11 protein-coding genes are annotated in these 16,977 nt (G+C 72.1%); 4 read left to right on the top strand and 7 right to left on the bottom strand.

Annotated features, from left to right (window positions below; all coding sequences use genetic code 11):
- Positions 1 to 74 precede the first annotated feature (74 nt).
- Positions 75 to 2,573 (top strand): excinuclease ABC subunit UvrA, encoded by a 2,499-nt coding sequence (gene uvrA / locus CUC05_RS10000; RefSeq protein ID WP_108665955.1) that lies wholly within the window; start codon positions 75 to 77, stop codon positions 2,571 to 2,573.
- Here the strand turns inward: uvrA and CUC05_RS09995 are convergent.
- The 4 genes from CUC05_RS09995 to CUC05_RS09980 form a co-directional block, all read right to left on the bottom strand.
- On the bottom strand, positions 2,557 to 3,591 hold the full coding sequence (locus tag CUC05_RS09995) for a hypothetical protein (RefSeq protein ID WP_157965419.1): 1,035 nt from the start codon (positions 3,589 to 3,591) through the stop codon (positions 2,557 to 2,559). The genes uvrA and CUC05_RS09995 overlap by 17 nt on opposite strands.
- A 110-nt stretch (positions 3,592 to 3,701) precedes the next feature.
- On the bottom strand, positions 3,702 to 5,087 hold the full coding sequence (locus CUC05_RS09990; RefSeq protein WP_108665953.1) for an FAD-binding oxidoreductase: 1,386 nt from the start codon (positions 5,085 to 5,087) through the stop codon (positions 3,702 to 3,704).
- A 106-nt stretch (positions 5,088 to 5,193) separates the two neighbouring features.
- Positions 5,194 to 6,612, bottom strand: a complete 1,419-nt coding sequence (locus CUC05_RS09985) for an FAD-binding oxidoreductase (protein ID WP_205712246.1) — start codon at positions 6,610 to 6,612, stop codon at positions 5,194 to 5,196.
- Positions 6,587 to 8,842 carry an ATP-binding protein gene (locus CUC05_RS09980; RefSeq protein WP_108665951.1) on the bottom strand — a complete coding sequence of 752 codons (2,256 nt, stop codon included), beginning with the start codon at positions 8,840 to 8,842 and terminating at the stop codon, positions 6,587 to 6,589. Before CUC05_RS09980 ends, CUC05_RS09985 begins: the two co-directional genes overlap by 26 nt.
- A 202-nt stretch (positions 8,843 to 9,044) precedes the next feature.
- Between CUC05_RS09980 and CUC05_RS09975 the strand changes: the two genes are divergently transcribed.
- Positions 9,045 to 11,234 carry a bifunctional diguanylate cyclase/phosphodiesterase gene (locus tag CUC05_RS09975; protein ID WP_108665950.1) on the top strand — a complete coding sequence of 730 codons (2,190 nt, stop codon included), beginning with the start codon at positions 9,045 to 9,047 and terminating at the stop codon, positions 11,232 to 11,234.
- Positions 11,235 to 11,304: 70 nt separating this feature from the next.
- On the opposite strand, the gene CUC05_RS09970 is transcribed toward CUC05_RS09975, so the two are convergent.
- Entirely contained in the window at positions 11,305 to 13,008 is a 1,704-nt protein-coding gene (locus CUC05_RS09970) for an alpha/beta hydrolase-fold protein (protein ID WP_170127973.1), read from the bottom strand.
- 169 nt (positions 13,009 to 13,177) lie between these two features.
- On the opposite strand from CUC05_RS09970, the gene CUC05_RS09965 reads away from it, so the two are divergent.
- Positions 13,178 to 13,936, top strand: coding sequence for a sulfite exporter TauE/SafE family protein (locus tag CUC05_RS09965; protein WP_108665948.1), 759 nt, complete (start codon positions 13,178 to 13,180; stop codon positions 13,934 to 13,936).
- A 28-nt stretch (positions 13,937 to 13,964) separates the two neighbouring features.
- Here the strand turns inward: CUC05_RS09965 and CUC05_RS09960 are convergent, their stop codons facing one another.
- Together CUC05_RS09960 and CUC05_RS09955 are read right to left on the bottom strand one after the other, a co-directional pair.
- Positions 13,965 to 14,717, bottom strand: coding sequence for a polyphosphate polymerase domain-containing protein (locus CUC05_RS09960; protein ID WP_108665947.1), 753 nt, complete (start codon positions 14,715 to 14,717; stop codon positions 13,965 to 13,967).
- Positions 14,714 to 15,316: a DUF4956 domain-containing protein gene (locus CUC05_RS09955; RefSeq protein WP_108666150.1), complete on the bottom strand. Its 603-nt coding sequence runs from the start codon at positions 15,314 to 15,316 to the stop codon at positions 14,714 to 14,716. Before CUC05_RS09955 ends, CUC05_RS09960 begins: the two co-directional genes overlap by 4 nt.
- 213 nt (positions 15,317 to 15,529) lie before the next feature.
- Here CUC05_RS09955 and CUC05_RS09950 point away from each other — a divergent pair, with 213 nt between their 5' ends.
- A complete protein-coding gene (locus tag CUC05_RS09950; protein ID WP_108665946.1) occupies positions 15,530 to 16,924 on the top strand; it encodes a CotH kinase family protein in 1,395 nt (464 codons plus the stop codon).
- Positions 16,925 to 16,977: the final 53 nt, after the last annotated feature.

Here is a 16,977-nt window from a genome sequence, read left to right as displayed (position 1 = left end):
CCGCAGGCACGCCAACCGTCGCACGGACCCCCGCGGGCGGTTGACGCCCGGGTCGGCGGGTACGCCTGCGGGCCATGACCTTCGACCCGACCGATCCGTACGTCCACGTCCGAGGCGCGCGCGAGCACAACCTCAAGCACGTCGACGTCGACCTGCCCCGCGACGCGATGGTCGCCTTCACCGGCGTGTCGGGGTCGGGGAAGTCCTCGCTGGCCTTCGGCACCCTCTACGCCGAGGCGCAGCGCCGCTACTTCGAGTCCGTCGCACCCTACGCCCGGCGGCTGCTGCAGCAGACCGGTGCCCCGCACGTGGAGGAGATCACCGGCCTGCCTCCGGCCGTGGCGCTGCAGCAACGCCGCGGCGCCCCGAGCTCGCGATCGACCGTCGGGACGCTGACGACCCTGTCGAACCTGGTCCGGATGCTGTACTCGCGCGCCGGCACCTACCCCGAGGGCGCCGAGCGGCTGGAGGCCGAGTCGTTCTCGCCCAACACCACCGCCGGGGCGTGCCCGCGGTGCGGCGGACTGGGCGTGGACCACGACGTCGCCGAGGACCTGATGGTCCCCGACCCCTCCCTGACCATCCGCGAGGGGGCGATCGCCGCCTGGCCCGGCGCATGGCAGGGCAAGAACCTGCTGCGCATCACCAAGGCGGTGGGCATCGACGTCGACACCCCGTGGAGGGACCTGGCCGAGGAGGACCGCGACTGGCTGCTGTACACCGACGAGCAGCCGAAGGTGCTGATCCGGCGGCGCGGCGAACCCGATGACTCCACTGGCCGTGACTACCACGGCACCTTCTCCAGCGCCCGCCGGCACGTGCGCCACACGCTGGCCAACACCAAGAGCCAGATGATGCGCGACAAGGTCCTGGCCTTCGTGCGGAGCACCACCTGCGCGGCGTGCGACGGCACCGGGCTGCAGGCCGAATCGCTGGAGGTCACCTTCGGCGGGCTGACGATCGCGGAGACGAACGCCCTGTCGTTCACCGAGCTGGTCAAGGTGCTGCGCCCGGTGGCCGAGCTGGTCGAGGTCGACGTCGCCACCTCCACCGCCGACTCCGGCGAGCAGACCGAGGTCGCCGTGCGGCTGTGCACCGACCTGCTGGCCCGCGTGCAGGTCCTGCTGGACCTGGGGTTGGGGTACCTGTCGATGGGGCGGGTCTCCACGACGTTGTCGCCCGGTGAGACGCAGCGGCTGCGGATCGCAACCCAGCTGCGCTCGGGGCTGTTCGGCGTCGTCTACGTGCTGGACGAACCCTCCGCCGGGCTGCACCCCGCCGACGCCGAGCCGTTGTTGGAGGTCCTGCGGCAGCTGAAGGCGTCGGGCAACTCGTTGTTCGTCGTCGAGCACGACATGGACGTGGTCGGGCAGGCCGACTGGGTCGTCGACATCGGGCCGCTCGCCGGGGAGGGCGGTGGGCAGGTGCTGTACTCCGGACCGGTCGCGGGGCTGGAGGCGATGGAGGAGTCCGCCACCGCCGCGTACCTGTTCGGCCGCGCCGAGCGGGTCGAGGGGCACGGCCGCGAACCGGGCGGGTGGCTGCACCTGCGTGGGATCAGCCGGCACAACCTGGTCGACCTCGACGTGGACGTACCCCTGTGCGTCATGACCGCGGTGACGGGCGTGTCGGGGTCGGGCAAGTCGACGCTGGTCAGCCAGGTGCTCGCCGAGCTGGTCCGCCGCCACCTGGGCCAGGCGCCCGACGACGCCGAGGACGTCGAGCTGCACCTCGACGTCGAGGATGCGGAGGGGCTGGGGTCCTTCGATCGGCTCGTGCGGGTCGACCAACGACCGATCGGGCGGACACCCCGGTCGAACCTGGCGACCTACACGGGGCTGTTCGACGCCGTCCGCAAGCTGTACGCCGACCTGCCCGAGTCGAGGGCGCGCGGCTACTCGGCCGGCCGCTTCTCCTTCAACGTCGCCGAGGGGCGCTGCGACACCTGCCAGGGCGAGGGGTTCGTGGAGGTCGAGCTGCTGTTCCTGCCCGGCACCTACGCGCCGTGCCCGACCTGCCACGGCGCCCGCTACGACGCCGAGACGCTGGAGATCACCCACCGCGGGCAGAGCGTCGCCGACGTGCTGGCGATGTCGGTCGACGAGGCCGCCGAGTTCCTGGCCGACGTACCCGCCGCCTCCCGCAGCCTGCGGACGCTCCAGGACGTCGGGCTCGGGTACCTCCGGCTCGGCCAGCCCGCCACCGAGCTGAGCGGTGGCGAGGCACAGCGGATCAAGCTGGCCACCGAGCTGCAGCGCGCCCGTCGCGGGCATGCGCTGTACCTGCTGGACGAGCCGACGTCCGGGCTGCACCCGGCGGACGTGGCGCTGCTGCTGCAGCAGCTGCACCGGCTGGTCGACGCCGGCAACACCGTCGTCCTGGTCGAGCACGACCTGGACGCCATCGCCACCGCCGACCACGTCATCGACCTGGGTCCCGGTGGCGGCGACGAGGGCGGCCGCGTGGTCGCCACGGGCACACCGGAGGAGGTGTCCCGGGCGACGGGCAGCGCGACCGCCCCCTACCTGGCCCGACGGCTGGACCGCCGGGCCACTGCTACTCCACGATCGTGACCTCCCGGATCATCCCCTTGGCGACATGGGGGATGCCGTCGGCGAAGGTCGGCACGTAGCAGACGAGGGCGTAGCGGCCGGCTGGCAGGTCCAGCGAGACCCGGGCCGTGGTACCCGGCACGATGGCGTTGACCCCACCGACCGGCAGACCGGGTGGCGGTCCCTCGCCGCCGGGCTCGGCAGCCAGGACGTCCTCGAGCGTGGCACCGTCGGCCAGCCGCAGGACGTTCATCTCGTGCGGCTCCCCACCGTCGTTGGTCACGGTCCAGGTGCCGGCCGTCAGCTCGTCGTCGGGCAGGGCGAAGTCGTACTCCCCCATCGAGATGGCAGGGCTGTCGTCGCTCGGCACGGGCGTGTCGTCGGACGGGTCGACGTCGACGAACGCGACCATGCCGCTGGCGTAGTGCGGCACGCCGTCGGCGGCGCCGGGGATGAAGCACAGGAGGGCGTAGGTGCCCTCCTCCAGGTCGACGATGCCGTCGGCCTCGCTGGTGCCGCCGGGCACGACCACCCCCGTGCCGCCGGCGAAGACGGCGACCTCGGCGATGCGTGCATCGTCGGTGGTCTCCAGCGCCGCGCGGAACGTGTCCTCGTCGACGCCGTCGGCCAGCCTGGCCAGCTGTGCGTGATGGGGTTCCGCACCGTCGTTGGACAGCGACAGCCGGGTGGGGCCGGCGGGCAGCCGGTCCGGCAGGTCGAAGCCGAAGTCGACGGCGGTGACGGCAACCTGCCCCGGGACGGCGACGGCCGCCTCGCTGGGCGGGTCGCTGCTGCCGAGTGCCCCGGCCGGGGTGGCGTCGGGGTTGGCGTCCGCCGTCGCGCAGCCAGCCAGCAGCAGCAGGGCCAGCACGACGGCGTGGCGACGACGGAGCCCGGACGTGAACCACTTGAGGGGACCGGGCGGGAACGGCGGGAAGGGCGGGAGGGGAACGACGCCGGGCCGTGGCCTCGGGGCCGGGACGGGCGGCGGGGGTGCTGAAGGCGAGGGGGCTGGGGGTGCGAGGACGACGGTGTGCACGGGATGCTCCTTGGGGACTGGTGGCCGGCTGTGGCCGGCGCGGCAGGGATGTCAGGGGTTGGCAGGGGTGGCCGGCGGTCGGGCCGGTCACCCCGGGTGGTGGGGTGACCTCAGCGGAGGTCGAGGACCCGGCCGAGCGCCATGACGCGGTCCGGGTCGTAGGTGCGCGAGGCCGCGCGCAGCCGGGTGATCGTCGGCGGGTCGTACGCGGTCGCCAGGTCCTCCGGGGAGAAGGAGAAGTTGGGCAGCCGGTAGGTCCCGGTCCACGGCGCCATGGCGTCCAGGACCGCGCGGCCGTGCTCGTGCAGCCCAGGGGTTCCCGCGATGCCCACCAGCAGCAGCGAGTACGCGGCCGCTCGCGAGCAGAAGGCCGAGGCCCCGTGGCGTTCGTCACGGACGGCACCGCCCATCTGGCGGACCTCGACGATGATCTGCGGTGACGGGGTCCCGGCTCCGGTGAGCGCGAGCAGCGCGTCCACCGCCTCCAGCGGCAGGTCGCGCAGGACGGTACCGGCCTCGTGCGACGGGATCGGGTCGAGCGGATCGGTGTGGACCGAGTCGATCGCGGTGTAGGGCTTGGTGGCCACGTCGTCGAGGATCACCGGGGCGGCGTTGCGCATCGGCTCGAACCAGCGCGCACCCTCGTCGTGGTCGCCGGTCCAGACGTACCGGATCGAGACCGTCATGCGGTCGGCGAGCGGAGGCGGGACCATGGGGTCCTCGCCCGGGAGCTGGAACACCGCGAACGAGGTCGTGCCGGCGGTGGGCAGCTCGTCGGACCACGACTTCCAGCGGCGGATCACCTCGGGGGCGTCAGCCCCGTCGAACCACAGCGAGCCGCCGTAGAACGTGGGCTGGCGCACCAGGTCGAACTCGATCGCGGTGACGATGCCGAGCATGCCCTTGCCACCGCGCAGCCCGAAGAACAGCTCGGGGTGCTCGGTCGGCGTGACGCGGCGCAGCAGGCCGTCGCCGCTCACGACCTCGACGGCGCGGACACGATCGCTGGCCAGGCCGTACGTCCGGGCCATCGGACCGAGCCCACCGCCGGTGGTGTAGCCGACGACGCCGACATCGGTGATGGAGCCCGACAGCGGCGCGAGGCCGTGCGGCGCGGCCGCCTCGACGACACGCAGCCACTTGACGCCGGCACCCACGCGGGCCCAGCCCTCGGGGTGCACGACGCACTCGTCGAGGCCCTTGGTGTCGACCAGGATCTGGCCGACCAGCGAGGTCATGGGACCGTGGCCGGTGGCCTGCGGGGTGACCTGCAGGCCGTGGGCACGGGCGAACCGGACGGCTTCGACGACGTCGTCGTCGGTCCGGGCCGCCAGCACCGCGTCGGGCTGGACGGGGATCGCGAGGTTCCACGGCATGACCATGGCGTCGTAGTCGGCGTCGCCACGGACGACGACGGGACCGGTCGTGCGTGCCGCGAGCTGCTCGTAGGGAACGGCGGGCGAGAGGGGGGAGGTGGTCGGCAGGAGCGTGGTCACTTGGGTTCTCCGGGAGTCGGTACGGATTCGATGTCCACACCGTCCGGCCCCCACTCGTGGCCGCCATGTCGCCCGCTGGGCGGTTCCCTCGTGTCTCGCTCGTGACCTACTCGCGAGTCCTCGATGCCCGTGAGGCGCTGGCCCGGCCGGGTTCGTGCGGCAGGACGAACAGGCCGTGCGGGTCCGCGGCCGCGCGGATGGCCCGCAGCCGTGCCCACGACGACGGTGCCCACCCTCGTTCGACGTCCACCTCGTCCTCGGTCATCGGCAGGTACACCGAGCGGTGGGCCCAGGGCTGGAGGGCCGAGAGCAGCTTCAGCGAGTCCGCCCGCTGGGCCGGCCACAACGAGGGATCGGGGTCGAGCCCGAGCCCGAGGAGCAGGAACCGCCCGTCCACCCGGTCGAGGGCGCCGGGACGCGGCGAGCGACGCCCCATCGCCCCGCCGAGCTGGCGGATCTCGGTCGTGGTGAGGCGCGAGCCGGAGGCAGGCCCGGCCGTGCGCAGGATGACGTCGATGGCCTCGTCGGCGAGCTCGTCGAGCAGGACGCTGTTGGCGTAGGCCGGTGAGGGTTCGTCGGGCTCGAGGTGCAACGTCGCGATCGACGCGGCGGGTACCACGTCCATGGTGTCGAGCTGGGGGTGGATCGCGCGCAGCGGCTCGACGAGCGCCGCTCCCCTGATTTCGTCGGACAGGGCCACGATGCCGATGACGACGACTTGCCGTCCACGCAGCGCCTCGGGCACCTCCGGCGCGTCGGGCACGTTGAACAGGCGCGCGATGCTGGTGATCTCCTCGGGCGCGTCGGTGGCCCATCGCGCCCAGGTGCGGAGGGCCACCTCGGCGTCGTCGATGTCCCAGACCAGCATGCCCGCGTAGACGGTGTCGACCTCGAACAGGTCGAAGGCCATGCCGGTCACGACGCCGAACCCGCCCCCGCCACCCCGCGCCGCCCACAGGAGGTCGGCGTGCTCGTCGTCGGTGGCGCGGACGATGGTGCCGTCGGCGAGGACGACCTCGACCTCGGTCACGGTTCCCGACTGCAGCCCGAGACGGCGGGAGTACCAGCTGACCCCTCCCCCCAGGGACGATCCGACGACGCCGACGTCACTGCTGGACATGTGCAGGCCCGCCAGGCCGACCTCGCCTGCCCGCCGGATGACGTCCCCCCAGCGGACCCCGGCCCCCACCCAGGCCGATCGCCGTTCGCGGTCGATGCGCAGGTCCGTCATGGCCGAGGTCCGGAGCAGGACGGCGTCCCGCAGGTCGCTGTCCAGGCTCAGCGCGCCGTGTCCGGTGCCCTGCGGGGCGACACGCAGGCCCAGCCGCGCCGCGGCGCGAAGCACCTCGCTGACCTCCTCCGCGAACGCCGGGTAGACCACGGCCGCCGGGTGGGCGTCCACCAGCAGGTTCCACGGGACCCGTGCATCGTCGTAGCCCGGATCCCCCGGCAGGAACACCGCACCGCCGCACAGCTCTCGCAGCTCGTCGTGGCGCTGGTCACGCGCTGGGGATGGGATCTGCACTCGGGGCTCCATGGTCCGGTCCGTCGAGGATGTTGACGAACGCTCGTGACGGTCTCGTGGTCGACTCGTGGGAGTCGGTTGCGGCGAGCTCGGCGAGGACGTCCTCGCGCTCCAGGCCCAGCGCCGGCTCCTCCAGGGCACGCTGCAGCAGCCGCCTCGCCAGCTCGACGGCGCCCCGGCCGAGGGCGTCCCTCGCCGCGGCACGCAGCAGAGCCACCGTGGTCCCGTCGCCGCGGCGGGGCGCCTCGAGGGCATGGACGCCGAGCCTGTCCGGCGGGACCCCGAGTGGGCGCAGGACCGCGATCGCCCGCTCGTGGTGGATCGACCGTTCCGCCGCCGACATCATCGCGTAGACGGCGTCGCCGACGACCGGGTGGACGAATCGCGGCGGGTCGTCGCGCAGCAGGTCGCTGCGCACCAGCAGGTCCAGGGCGTCGAGCATCCGCGAGTCCGACAGTTCGGCAAGGCGTGCAAGGGTGCCGATGTCGGCGTCGGCCCCGAGCACTGCCACCGACCGCGCGACCGCCACGGCGTCCGCAGGCATGCGGCGCAGGCGCAGCGACACGACGTCGCTGATCGCCCGGGATCCGAGGGCCCTGACGGTGTCGCAGTGGGAGACGTCGGGGGGAATGGACTCGCAGGCCAACGCGCCGAGGACCTGCTCGAGCAGGAGCGGGTTGCCGTCGGTCGTGCGGTGGCAGACGTCCACGAACGTCTCGGCGGCCGGCCCCAGCCGATCCTCCACCAGGGTGCGGGTGGCGTCGTGGGACAGCGGCGCCAGGCGCAGGTGGCGCTGGCAGTCCACGACGAGCGCATCGACCAGGCCGTCGCCCACGTCGGCTTCACCCGGGCGGACCGCGACCAGGATCGCCACAGGGTGGTCGGCGACGCGCTTGGACAGGTAGGCGAGGAAGCGCATCGAGGCGAGGTCGGTCCAGTGGAGGTCGTCGACGACGATCAGCAGGGGACGGTCGGCCGCCAGGGCCACGGTCAGCCGGTACAGGCTGTGGAGGACGGCGAAGCCGTCGACGTCGGAGTCGTCACGGACGTGCTGCAGGACGTCGCGGGCCAGCTCGGTTGCGTCGACCCACATGCGGTCGGGCTGGCTGGAGTCCTCCACGAACGGCTGGAACAGCTGTCGCACGACCCCGAACCCGAACGGTTGCTCCACGGCGCTGCTGCGTGCCGCGGCCACCGCCAGGCCCCGTGTTCGAGCCTCCGCGCTGGCGTGGGCGAGGAGCCGGGTCTTGCCCCGTCCCATGGGCCCCTCGAGCACGACGAGGCCCCCGCTGCCGCGGCCGAGCCCCTCGAGCAGGTCGGTGATGGCGGTGACCTCCTCGTCGCGCTCGACGAGGAGCCGCACGTCCACCCGACGAGGCCCCGGCTGAGGTGGGGGCCCGCCGCCCCGTCGCGCCGCCGGGTCGGCAGGGGGTGCCGGCGGCTCGGGATGCGAGGCCGCGACGTCGAGGGTGGGGGCCTGCAGCAGGACCTGCTGCTCGATGTCCCGCAGGCCGGGCCCGGGGTCGACCCCGAGCGTGTCGGCGAGGGTGTCGCGTGCCCGGCGCAGGGCGGCGAGGGCGTCGGCCTGCCGCTGGGCGCGGTACAGGCCGAGGGCCAGCAGTCGCCAGCGCTCCTCCCGCAGCGGCGACTCCGCGACGAGCGCCTCGAGGTCACCGATCAGCAGGGCAGGGTCGTCGAGCTCCAGCCGGGCGGCGAGCAGCCGTTCGCGGGCGAGGTCCCGCAGCTCGTGGAGGCGAGCGATCTCGGGCGCGGCCCAGGGCTGGTCGTCGTACTCCGCGTACGCCGGGCCGGCCCACAGGTCCAGCGCCGACCGGAGCTCCTCGACGGCGGCGACCGGCCCGAGACCCGCGGCCCTGGACACCGCCCGTTCGAAGCGCCAGGCGTCGACGGCGTCGTCGGCGACCCGCAGAGCGTAGCCGCCACCGGTGCTGGCGATCACCGTCCCGCGACGTCGTGCGGCGGCGGCCGGTTCGAGGTGTCGCCGGAGCAGGCTGATCGAGGACTGCACCGCCGCGACGACGTTGGTCGGCGGCGCCTCGGCCCACACCCAGTCGGCGAGGCGGTCCAGGTGCACGGCCTGTCCACGGGCCACGACCAGCGCCGCCAGGACCGCTCGCTGTCGCTTGCCGCCCAACGGCAGGACGACACCGTCCCGGGTCGCGGTCACCGCGCCCAGCACGTGCAGGTCCAGCGGTGCTGTCTCGCCCACCCCCTCCTCCCGGGTCGGAACGACTGGCGCACTCTAGCCCCTCCGGGGTGGCGGAACCAGAGGGATCTCGTGGCTGCTCCCGGACCGAGCTGGCCCGACGGTCCGAGGGCGACCGATCGGGGAGGCTCGCACCGACCGACGCAGCGACGACAGCCTCACCGAACGATCGTCACTCCGGCCGACGCTCCCCTATCCTCATGCGGTGGAGCAGCAACGCGGCTGGCTGATGATGCTGGTGCTCGGAGTGCCGGTCCTGCTGAGCACGGCGGACCCGGCCCTGCTCGGCAGCGCCCATCGGACCGTGCTGATCGCATCCCTCCTCGCCATCACGGCCGGCACGATGTGGGGGGCCATCCGCCATCGGCCGACCGTTCCTGCAGTGGGCGCCTTCATCGCAGGCGTCGTCGTTGCCAACGCGGTCAACATCGCCTTCGGGCTCGGGTCGATCGTGCTGGTCCTGACCGGGTTCGCCTCGGGCCTCGGTGCGATCGGGTTCATCCTCCGTGCGCGTCGGCCCCGGTTCCGGCTGACCACCGCCACCGATGCGCTGGCTGCCACCGCCGCACCGTTCACGATCGTGGCGCTGACGGCGTCCACGCAGCCGCTGCCGGCCGACGCGCCGGCGCTGCTGATCGCCAACTTCGTCGTGCTCCTGCTCGTCACGTTCACGGTCTGCCTGCCCTACGAGGTGCCGCGGGCGCTGTCGTTCGGCCTGGGCGCCATCGCGCTGTCGACCTTCGCCGACATCGCCACCTTGCTGCACACTCCGTTCACCGCCGCGGGCACGAACTTCCTGGCCGTCCTGCCGCTGCTGCTGCTCGCCGCCACCGCCATGCATCCCACGTTCGCCGCGGTCACCACACCGGTGCCGCTGCCCGACCAGCGACACCGAGTCGTCCGACTGGTCCTGCTGTCGGGGTCGATGGCGATCACCCTGGTTCTGGCGTTCAGCGACGGGCGGCTGCTGGCCGACCACGGGGGCCTGGCGGTCGCCACCCCGATGGCGCTGGCCGGGCTGATCACCTTCAGGATGGCGCAGTGGGTCACGTTCCTCGACGCCGAGGCACGTCGACAGCGGTTGCACGTCCGGACCGACGGGCTGACGGGCCTGCGGTCGACGTCCGGCCTGCGCAGCTTCGTGGCAGACGCCGAGGAGGGCCTGACCGCGCAGTCCTGGTCGATGGTTGCCATCGACCTCGACGGTTTCCGACGGATCAACGACGCCTTCGGGCTGGAGGGAGGCGATGCGACGCTGCAGGCCGTCGCAACCACGCTCCGGGCCATCACCCCTCCCGACGCCGGCCTCGGTCGCCTGGACGCCGACGAGTTCGCGATCGTCATGCGGGGCAACGACGTCATCCGTGCCCGGCGGGTCGCGCTGACCGCGGTCGCGGCGGTCCGGGAGCTGCTGAACGCCGGACCGACACTCGGTCGGCTGTCGCTGCGCGCCTCCGCCGGCATCGCCGTCGACCTCGACGGTGGTCCGGGCGCGATCGATCGCCTGACCCACCGGGCCCTCACGGCGGTCGGGCACGCCCAGCAGCTCGGCAAGCAGGTCCTCGAGTTCGACCCGGCGATGACCACCGAGGCGTCCACGGACCTGGTGCTGCTTCGTGACCTCCAGCAGGCCCTGCAGGCTGGTTCGGGACAGATCCGGCCGGCCTTCCAGCCGATCGTCGACCTGCACACCGGGCGGGTCGTGGCGGTGGAGGCCCTCGCCCGATGGGTCCGTCCCGACGGCACCGCGGTCGAGCCGGATCGCTACATCGGCCTGGCCGAGGCCAGCGGCTGGATCGGCGCGCTCGGCCAGCGGATGCTCCAGCTGTCGTGCGAGGCCGGTGTCGCCCTGCGTCGGCAGCATCCCGACATCCGCGTGCACGTCAACGTGTCACCGGTGGAGGCCGAGCAGCCGTCGTTCGTCCAGGCGACCCTCGCGACGATCCATCGGTCGGGCCTGCCGCTGGAGGCGATCGTCCTGGAGGTCACCGAGCAGGTGTTCCTCCCGCGGTCGGGGGCTGCGCTGGACGCCTTCCTCACCCTGGCCGGCGAGGGCGTGGCCCTGGCGCTGGACGACTTCGGCAGCGGATACGCCTCGGTCGGCTACCTCTCGCGGCTGCCGCTGGCCTACATCAAGATCGACAAGTCCTTCACCGCCGAGCTCGGGGCGGAGGGCGCCCTGCTGGAGGACCTCATGCCGTTCCTGCGGGCACGCGGCCCGGTCATCATCGCCGAGGGCGTCGAGACCGAGGTGCACCTCCGCAACCTCGAACGCCTCGGGTGCGCGCTCGGGCAGGGGTGGCTGCTGGGACGCCCGGTCCTGCCTGCCGGACCTGCCGACGACCCGGCGGCGATGATCGAGCTCCGGGTCGACCACCGCTTCGGCACGAGCTGACACTGCCGTCGCCCGGACCGGCCGCACGGCCCACGACCCGGGGGCCGATAAGCCGTGCGGCCACGCACCCTCAGCGGGCCTGGTCGAGCAGTGCCTGGTCGAGCCCGTGGCTGCGGAAGCTGCCCGAGTGCATGGCGAAGGACCGCCACAGGTTGGGCATCCAGCAGTCGTCGTTGTGACGTCCCGTGCCCGGGTGGATGATGCCCTCGTGCGGGGTCAGCTTGGCCGTCAGCTGGGCCTGCATGGCCACGACCCCAGCAGCGAAGCCGAAGTCGTCCAGCGGGCAGGCGTCGAAGTAGTAGTCGTACTGCTGCAGGAACTCCGGCGCCATGGTGGTGACGCGGGCCGCCGGGTAGTTGGCGGCGGACTGGCCGTTGCCCCCGAGGGTCAACGAGCCGATGTGGCTGCCGATGGAGCGGAAGAGCTCCGGGTGGTCCCAGCCGATGCTGAAGGCGCCGTTGCCGCCCATCGACACGCCGGTCAGGCCGCGCATGCCCGCGTCGGGGATCGTGCGGTACTCGGCGTCGACGAGCGGGACGAGCTCGGTGATGAACATGGTGCGCCACGGCACGGTGGCGTTGTCGCGGTACCAGAGCGACTCGCCGTGGGGCATGATCACGATGGTCTCGGCCAGGTCGTGCTCGGCGATGATGCCGTCGATCACGTCGTCGATCTCGCGGGGCTCCCACTCGCGGTTGCCGCCGTTGATGCCGTGGAGCAGGTAGACCACGGGGTAGCGACGGTCCGGCTCGCTGGTGTAGCTGGGCGGCAGGTAGACGTTGAACTCGCGGGATGTGCCCTCGACGGTCGAGTCGAGCACGTCACGGAAGAACCGTGACCGGTTGCCGAGCTCCTGCAGGGTGCTGGCGTCGAACCGGAGGAACTCCTGCCGGGTGGGGCGGATGACGCGGACGTCCTCGCCCGTGCGGATCACCAGCGACCGGTTGGTGTCGACGATCAGCTGGTCGCCGTCGTCGAGCACCTCGACCTCACCGTCGACGAACCGGACCTCGTCGGCACCGTCGAGCTGCCGGGCGAGCTCGCGCACGCGCCGGTCGACGTCCTGGCCATCGTGGAAGAACGCCGGCGACAGGGTCGTGGCGTAGGCGTCGAGGTCACCGCGTCGCAGGGCGTCGTCCTGCTGGGACAGGACGTCGAGGACTGCCTGCCGCTGCTCGTCCGAGGCCGGCGGTGCGGTGATGCCGTGCACCTGTGCACGGAGGGTGGCCTTGGAGAACAGCCCGATCGGGCCCTTGTACCAGCCACCACCGCCGCTCATGTCGTACATGCGCACCGCGAGGGTGTTGGTGCCGCCGTACACCGGGGCCGCGGCGGGGACGGTGTAGGTCCGCCGCTCGAACCACGCCGACTTCCGGGGACTGTCGACCCGTCCGGAGGCACCGATCAGCACCCCGTTGAGGTAGACCTCGTCGGCGTCGTCGATGAACCCCATCGACGCGATGAGGTTCTGCCCCTCGGCGCCGGCGGGGATCTCGAAGTCCAGCCGGAACCAGGCGTAGCCGTTGTAGTCGTCGAAGCCCTGGTTGAGGCTCGTGTCGGGGACCTGCCGGACCTCCCACGCCGAGTCGTCGAAGGCCGGGTCCCGCCAGGCGGGATCGTCACCGGTGCTGAACCGCCAGGTCCCGCTGAGGTCCAGCGCCACATCGGGGCTGCCCTCTTCCTCGGTCGTGGACAGGGGCAGTGCCCCCACGGGGATGGCCAGGGCCACGGCCAGTACGGCGATGAGCATGGCGAGGGACAGGCTTCGGCTCATGACGGTTCCTCCGGCTCGATCACGGGACATCCGTGCTGCGGAGGGTTTCGCTATGACAAGGCCACAATCCTTCTTGTTCCACGAGAAGGGTTCGCGTTCGTCGCAATCGCCCTTTGGAGGCTTTCGGAATCGAAAGGGTGTGACGGACGTGCCGTAGGCTGCCGCCCCGGTGTCGTCGTTTGAGCTCCTCCTCGTCGTCCTCGCTGGCTTCGGCGCGGGGACGGTCAACGCCATCGTCGGGTCCGGGACGCTGATCTCGTTCCCGACGTTGGTCCTGCTCGGCTACCCACCACTGCTGGCCAACGTCAGCAACAACCTCGGCCTGGTCCCCGGGTCGCTCGCCGGGGCGGTGGGGTACCGCCGCGAGCTCGCGGGACAGGGCCCGCGGCTGCGGTGGCTCGTCCCGGCCTCGCTGGTCGGGGGCAGCGTGGGGGCACTCGGCCTGCTGGTCCTGCCCGCCGCGGCGTTCGATGCCATCGTGCCGGTGCTCGTGGGCCTGTCGTTGGTGCTCGTGGTGGTGCAACCGTGGCTGCGCACCCGGCTGTCGGGGCGGCTGTCCGAGGCGGGCGACGGCCGTCCCTCGACGGGGCTGATCGTCGGGGTCGCCCTGGCCGGCTGCTACGGCGGCTACTTCGGTGCCGCCCAGGGCATCCTGCTGATCGCGCTGCTCGGCAGCCTGCTGTCGGATGACCTGCAGCGGCTGAACGGGACCAAGAACGTCCTGGCCACGGTCGTCAACGCCGTCGCGGCAGTGGTGTTCCTCTTCGGCGCGGACATCGACTGGACGGCCGTGGGGCTGATCGCCGTCGGGTCGACCGCAGGCGGGTTCGTCGGGGGACGCTACGGTCGACTGCTGCCACCGACCGTGCTGCGGGGCTTCATCGTGATCGTCGGTGGTGCTGCCCTGATCAGGCTGCTGGCGTCCTGACCGTGCCCCACGCCGTGACGATCGGTCGTCAATCGACGACCCAGTCGCGGACCAGGGTCCGGTGCCAGGCGTTGTTCGGCAGCTCGGGGTGGAGGGCGGCCAGGCCGGTGCAGAACTTGCTGACCCTGGTCGGGCGGATGCCATGGGCCCAGAGCCACCGGTCGGCCGGGCTGGGCCGTCCGGCGGACTTGGTCTCCACGACAAGCAGGTCGCCGATCGTGGCCCGGTGGGGGCCCCAGTCGGTGCACGCCAGGTCGTGGTCGACGGTGAGCCGGGTGCCCGCCTCGACGTCCACCATCGTGGTGCGCCGGTAGGAGGTGGCCAGCGTCGGGACCAGCTCGGACGTGGCACAGGTCCCGGCGGTCGCCTCCGTGACGAAGCGGCATGCGTCGCGGGTCAGCCGGGCCGCGGCGTCCGCGTCGTGGCCGATCCGGGACTTGACCGTGACGCCACGGACGCCCTTCGTCTTCACCTCCAGCATGCAGTCGCCGGTGTCGGCGTAGGTCCGGGTCCGGACCTTCCACCGACGCCGACGGCGTCGGGCGGCGCTGGTGAAGGCGTCCAGGTCGGGAGTGTCGAAGTAGATCGACCGGTACTCGAAGCCGCGTCGTCCGTCGATGGAGAGGACACGGATGGTGTCGGCGTGCGCCAGCACCAGGGCGTCGACGGTGTCGGAGTCGACCACGTACTTGCGGTCGACGCGGGTCTGGAGGGACGCCACGGCGTTCAGTGCCTCCAGCGAGATGGGGTCGAGGGCCGCGTAGGCGCTGGCGGTGGTCATCGTCGACCTCCGACGGTGACGTCGAGACGGTCCTCGGTCCAGGCACGAGGGGTGGCCGTGTCGAGGGTGTAGCGCACGTCGACGACGGTGGAGTCGCGGACGAGGTCGACGTTCTTGACCTTCAGCTTCGTGACCGATCCGCCGAGGAGCGACTCGAGCCTGGCGACCATGGCGGCCTCGTCGGTGTACGCGGCGTCGAGGGTCACGACCTGGTGGCGGCTGCCGGCGAACAGGCGCGGGTGGTCGCCCACCCAGAGGGCCACGACGATGGCGCCCATCAGGACCGGGGTGACCCAGACCGGCGTCACGGCGATGCCGCCGAGCAGGCCGAGGGCGAGGGCGGTGAAGTAGTAGGCCACTTCCTCCTGCTCCAGCTCCGAGGACCGCAGGCGGATGATCGACAGCACGCCGAACAGCCCCAGGCCGAGTCCGGCGCTGACCTGTGCGGTCGACAGAGCGGTCGCCACGGCCATCACGCCGACGTTGAGTCCGAGGATGGCCACGACCATGTCACGACGTCGGTAGCGCGGGAAGTACATGGCGAAGACCAGGATCGAGATGGCGATCAGGTCGGCGGCGACGAGGGCGGTCTGTGACACGAGGAGCTCCTTGGGTGGCCGGCGGGGTGCCGGGTGATGACGTCGCTCGATCATCGAAGCGGTCCGTGAGGAAGTTCTGTGGGTCGGGTGGGGACTTCCTGAGAGCCCGGCCGCGACGCTCGTGGATCGCTCACCGAGTCCTCAGAGGTTTCGAAGAGTCGGTCGCTTCACTGGCGGCCATCCGCCAGTCCCCCACCCACGGAAGTCACCGCCATGAGCCCCCGCCACCCCTCCCGACCCGTCCGGACCGTCGGCGCAGCCGTCGCCTGCCTCGCCCTGCTCGCAGGGTGTTCCGCCGCCCGGGGCCAGTCCGCCGACGGTGCCGCCGACAGCGCTGACGTCAGCGCCACCGGCGTCTCGACCGACAGCGCGCTCTTCGACAGCAGCGTGGTGCACCACATCGAGGTCACCTTCGACGACGGTGACTACGCCGAGATCATCGACACGTACGCGACCACGGGCGAGAAGGACTGGATCGCAGCGACCGTCGTCATCGACGGCGCCACCTACGAGGACGTCGGCCTTCGCCTGAAGGGCAACTCCTCGCTGTTCGGGCTGTCCACCGCCACGTCCGGCAACCCCGAGGACCTGCCGTGGCTGATCCGCCTCGACAAGTACGTCGACGGACAGTCCGTCGAGGGGCACACCGACATCGTGATCCGCTCCAGCTCGACCGAGACCGCCCTGAACGAGGCCGTCGCGCAGGAGCTCCTGGACCTGGCCGGCCTGGCCAACCAGGACCCGATCGCCACGACGTTCACGGTCAACGGTGGCGAGACCGAGCTGCGGCTCGCCGTCGAGCTGCCCAACGACGACTGGGACGACGCCAACTTCGGCGACGGCGGCGTCCTCTACAAGGCCGAGAGCACGGGCGACTACAGCTACCGCGGCGACGAGGTCGAGGCCTACACCGACGTCTTCGACCAGGAGGCCGGCGAGGACAACCTCGACCCGCTGATCGACTTCCTCGAGTTCATCAACACCGCCGACGACGCCACGTTCGACACCGAGATCGGCGACCACCTGGACCTCGACGCGTTCGCCACCTACCTGGCGTTCCAGGACCTGGTGGGCAACAACGACGACATCGACGGTCGTGGCAACAACTCCTACCTGCACTATGACTACGACACCGAGCGGTTCACCGTGGTCAGCTGGGACCTGAACCTCGCCTTCGGCACCGCCAACGTCAACGGCGGCGGGGGTGGCAGTGCCGCTCCCGGTGCGGGTGGGCCCGGGGGCGGTGCGCGCCCTGCCGGTCAGGCCCCCGATGGCGCAGCTCCCGGCGGTGCGGCTGCCGGCTTCGGCGCAGCTCCCGGCGGCGCAGCTCCCGGCGAAGGTGCCGCCGGACTCGGCGCCGGTGGCGCTGGGGGCCAGTCCAACGTGCTGGTCCAGCGGCTGCTGGCCAACGAGGCGTTCGCCGAGCGCTACGACGATGCCACCACTGAACTGCAGGACCGCCTGTTCACGAGCGGTGCCGCCGACGACATCCTCACCGCCTGGACCGACCTGCTGCTCGCCGACGCCAGCGAGCTCGTCGACGTCGACACCATCGAGGCCGAGTCCTCCACGCTCGCCGCCTACGTGGCGAACGTCGTCGGGAGCTGACCGGCGTTCGGCTGGCCAGCCGTGCACGCCCCCTCGCGAGGGCCCAGACTGCA

The organism is Euzebya rosea (genome assembly GCF_003073135.1).
GTDB lineage: Bacteria > Actinomycetota > Nitriliruptoria > Euzebyales > Euzebyaceae > Euzebya > Euzebya rosea.
The sequence above is the reverse complement of the archived record's forward strand: the minus strand, read 5'-3'. Positions and strand labels throughout refer to the sequence as shown.

What these genes read in the sequence shown, in the direction of transcription:
- uvrA (WP_108665955.1), top strand. Translation starts at nt 75, where the DNA reads ATGACCTTCGACCCGACCGATCCGTACGTCCACGTCCGAGGCGCGCGC.
- CUC05_RS09970 (WP_170127973.1), bottom strand. Translation starts at nt 13,008, where the DNA reads ATGAGCCGAAGCCTGTCCCTCGCCATGCTCATCGCCGTACTGGCCGTG.
- CUC05_RS09960 (WP_108665947.1), bottom strand. Translation starts at nt 14,717, where the DNA reads ATGACCACCGCCAGCGCCTACGCGGCCCTCGACCCCATCTCGCTGGAG.
- CUC05_RS09950 (WP_108665946.1), top strand. Translation starts at nt 15,530, where the DNA reads ATGAGCCCCCGCCACCCCTCCCGACCCGTCCGGACCGTCGGCGCAGCC.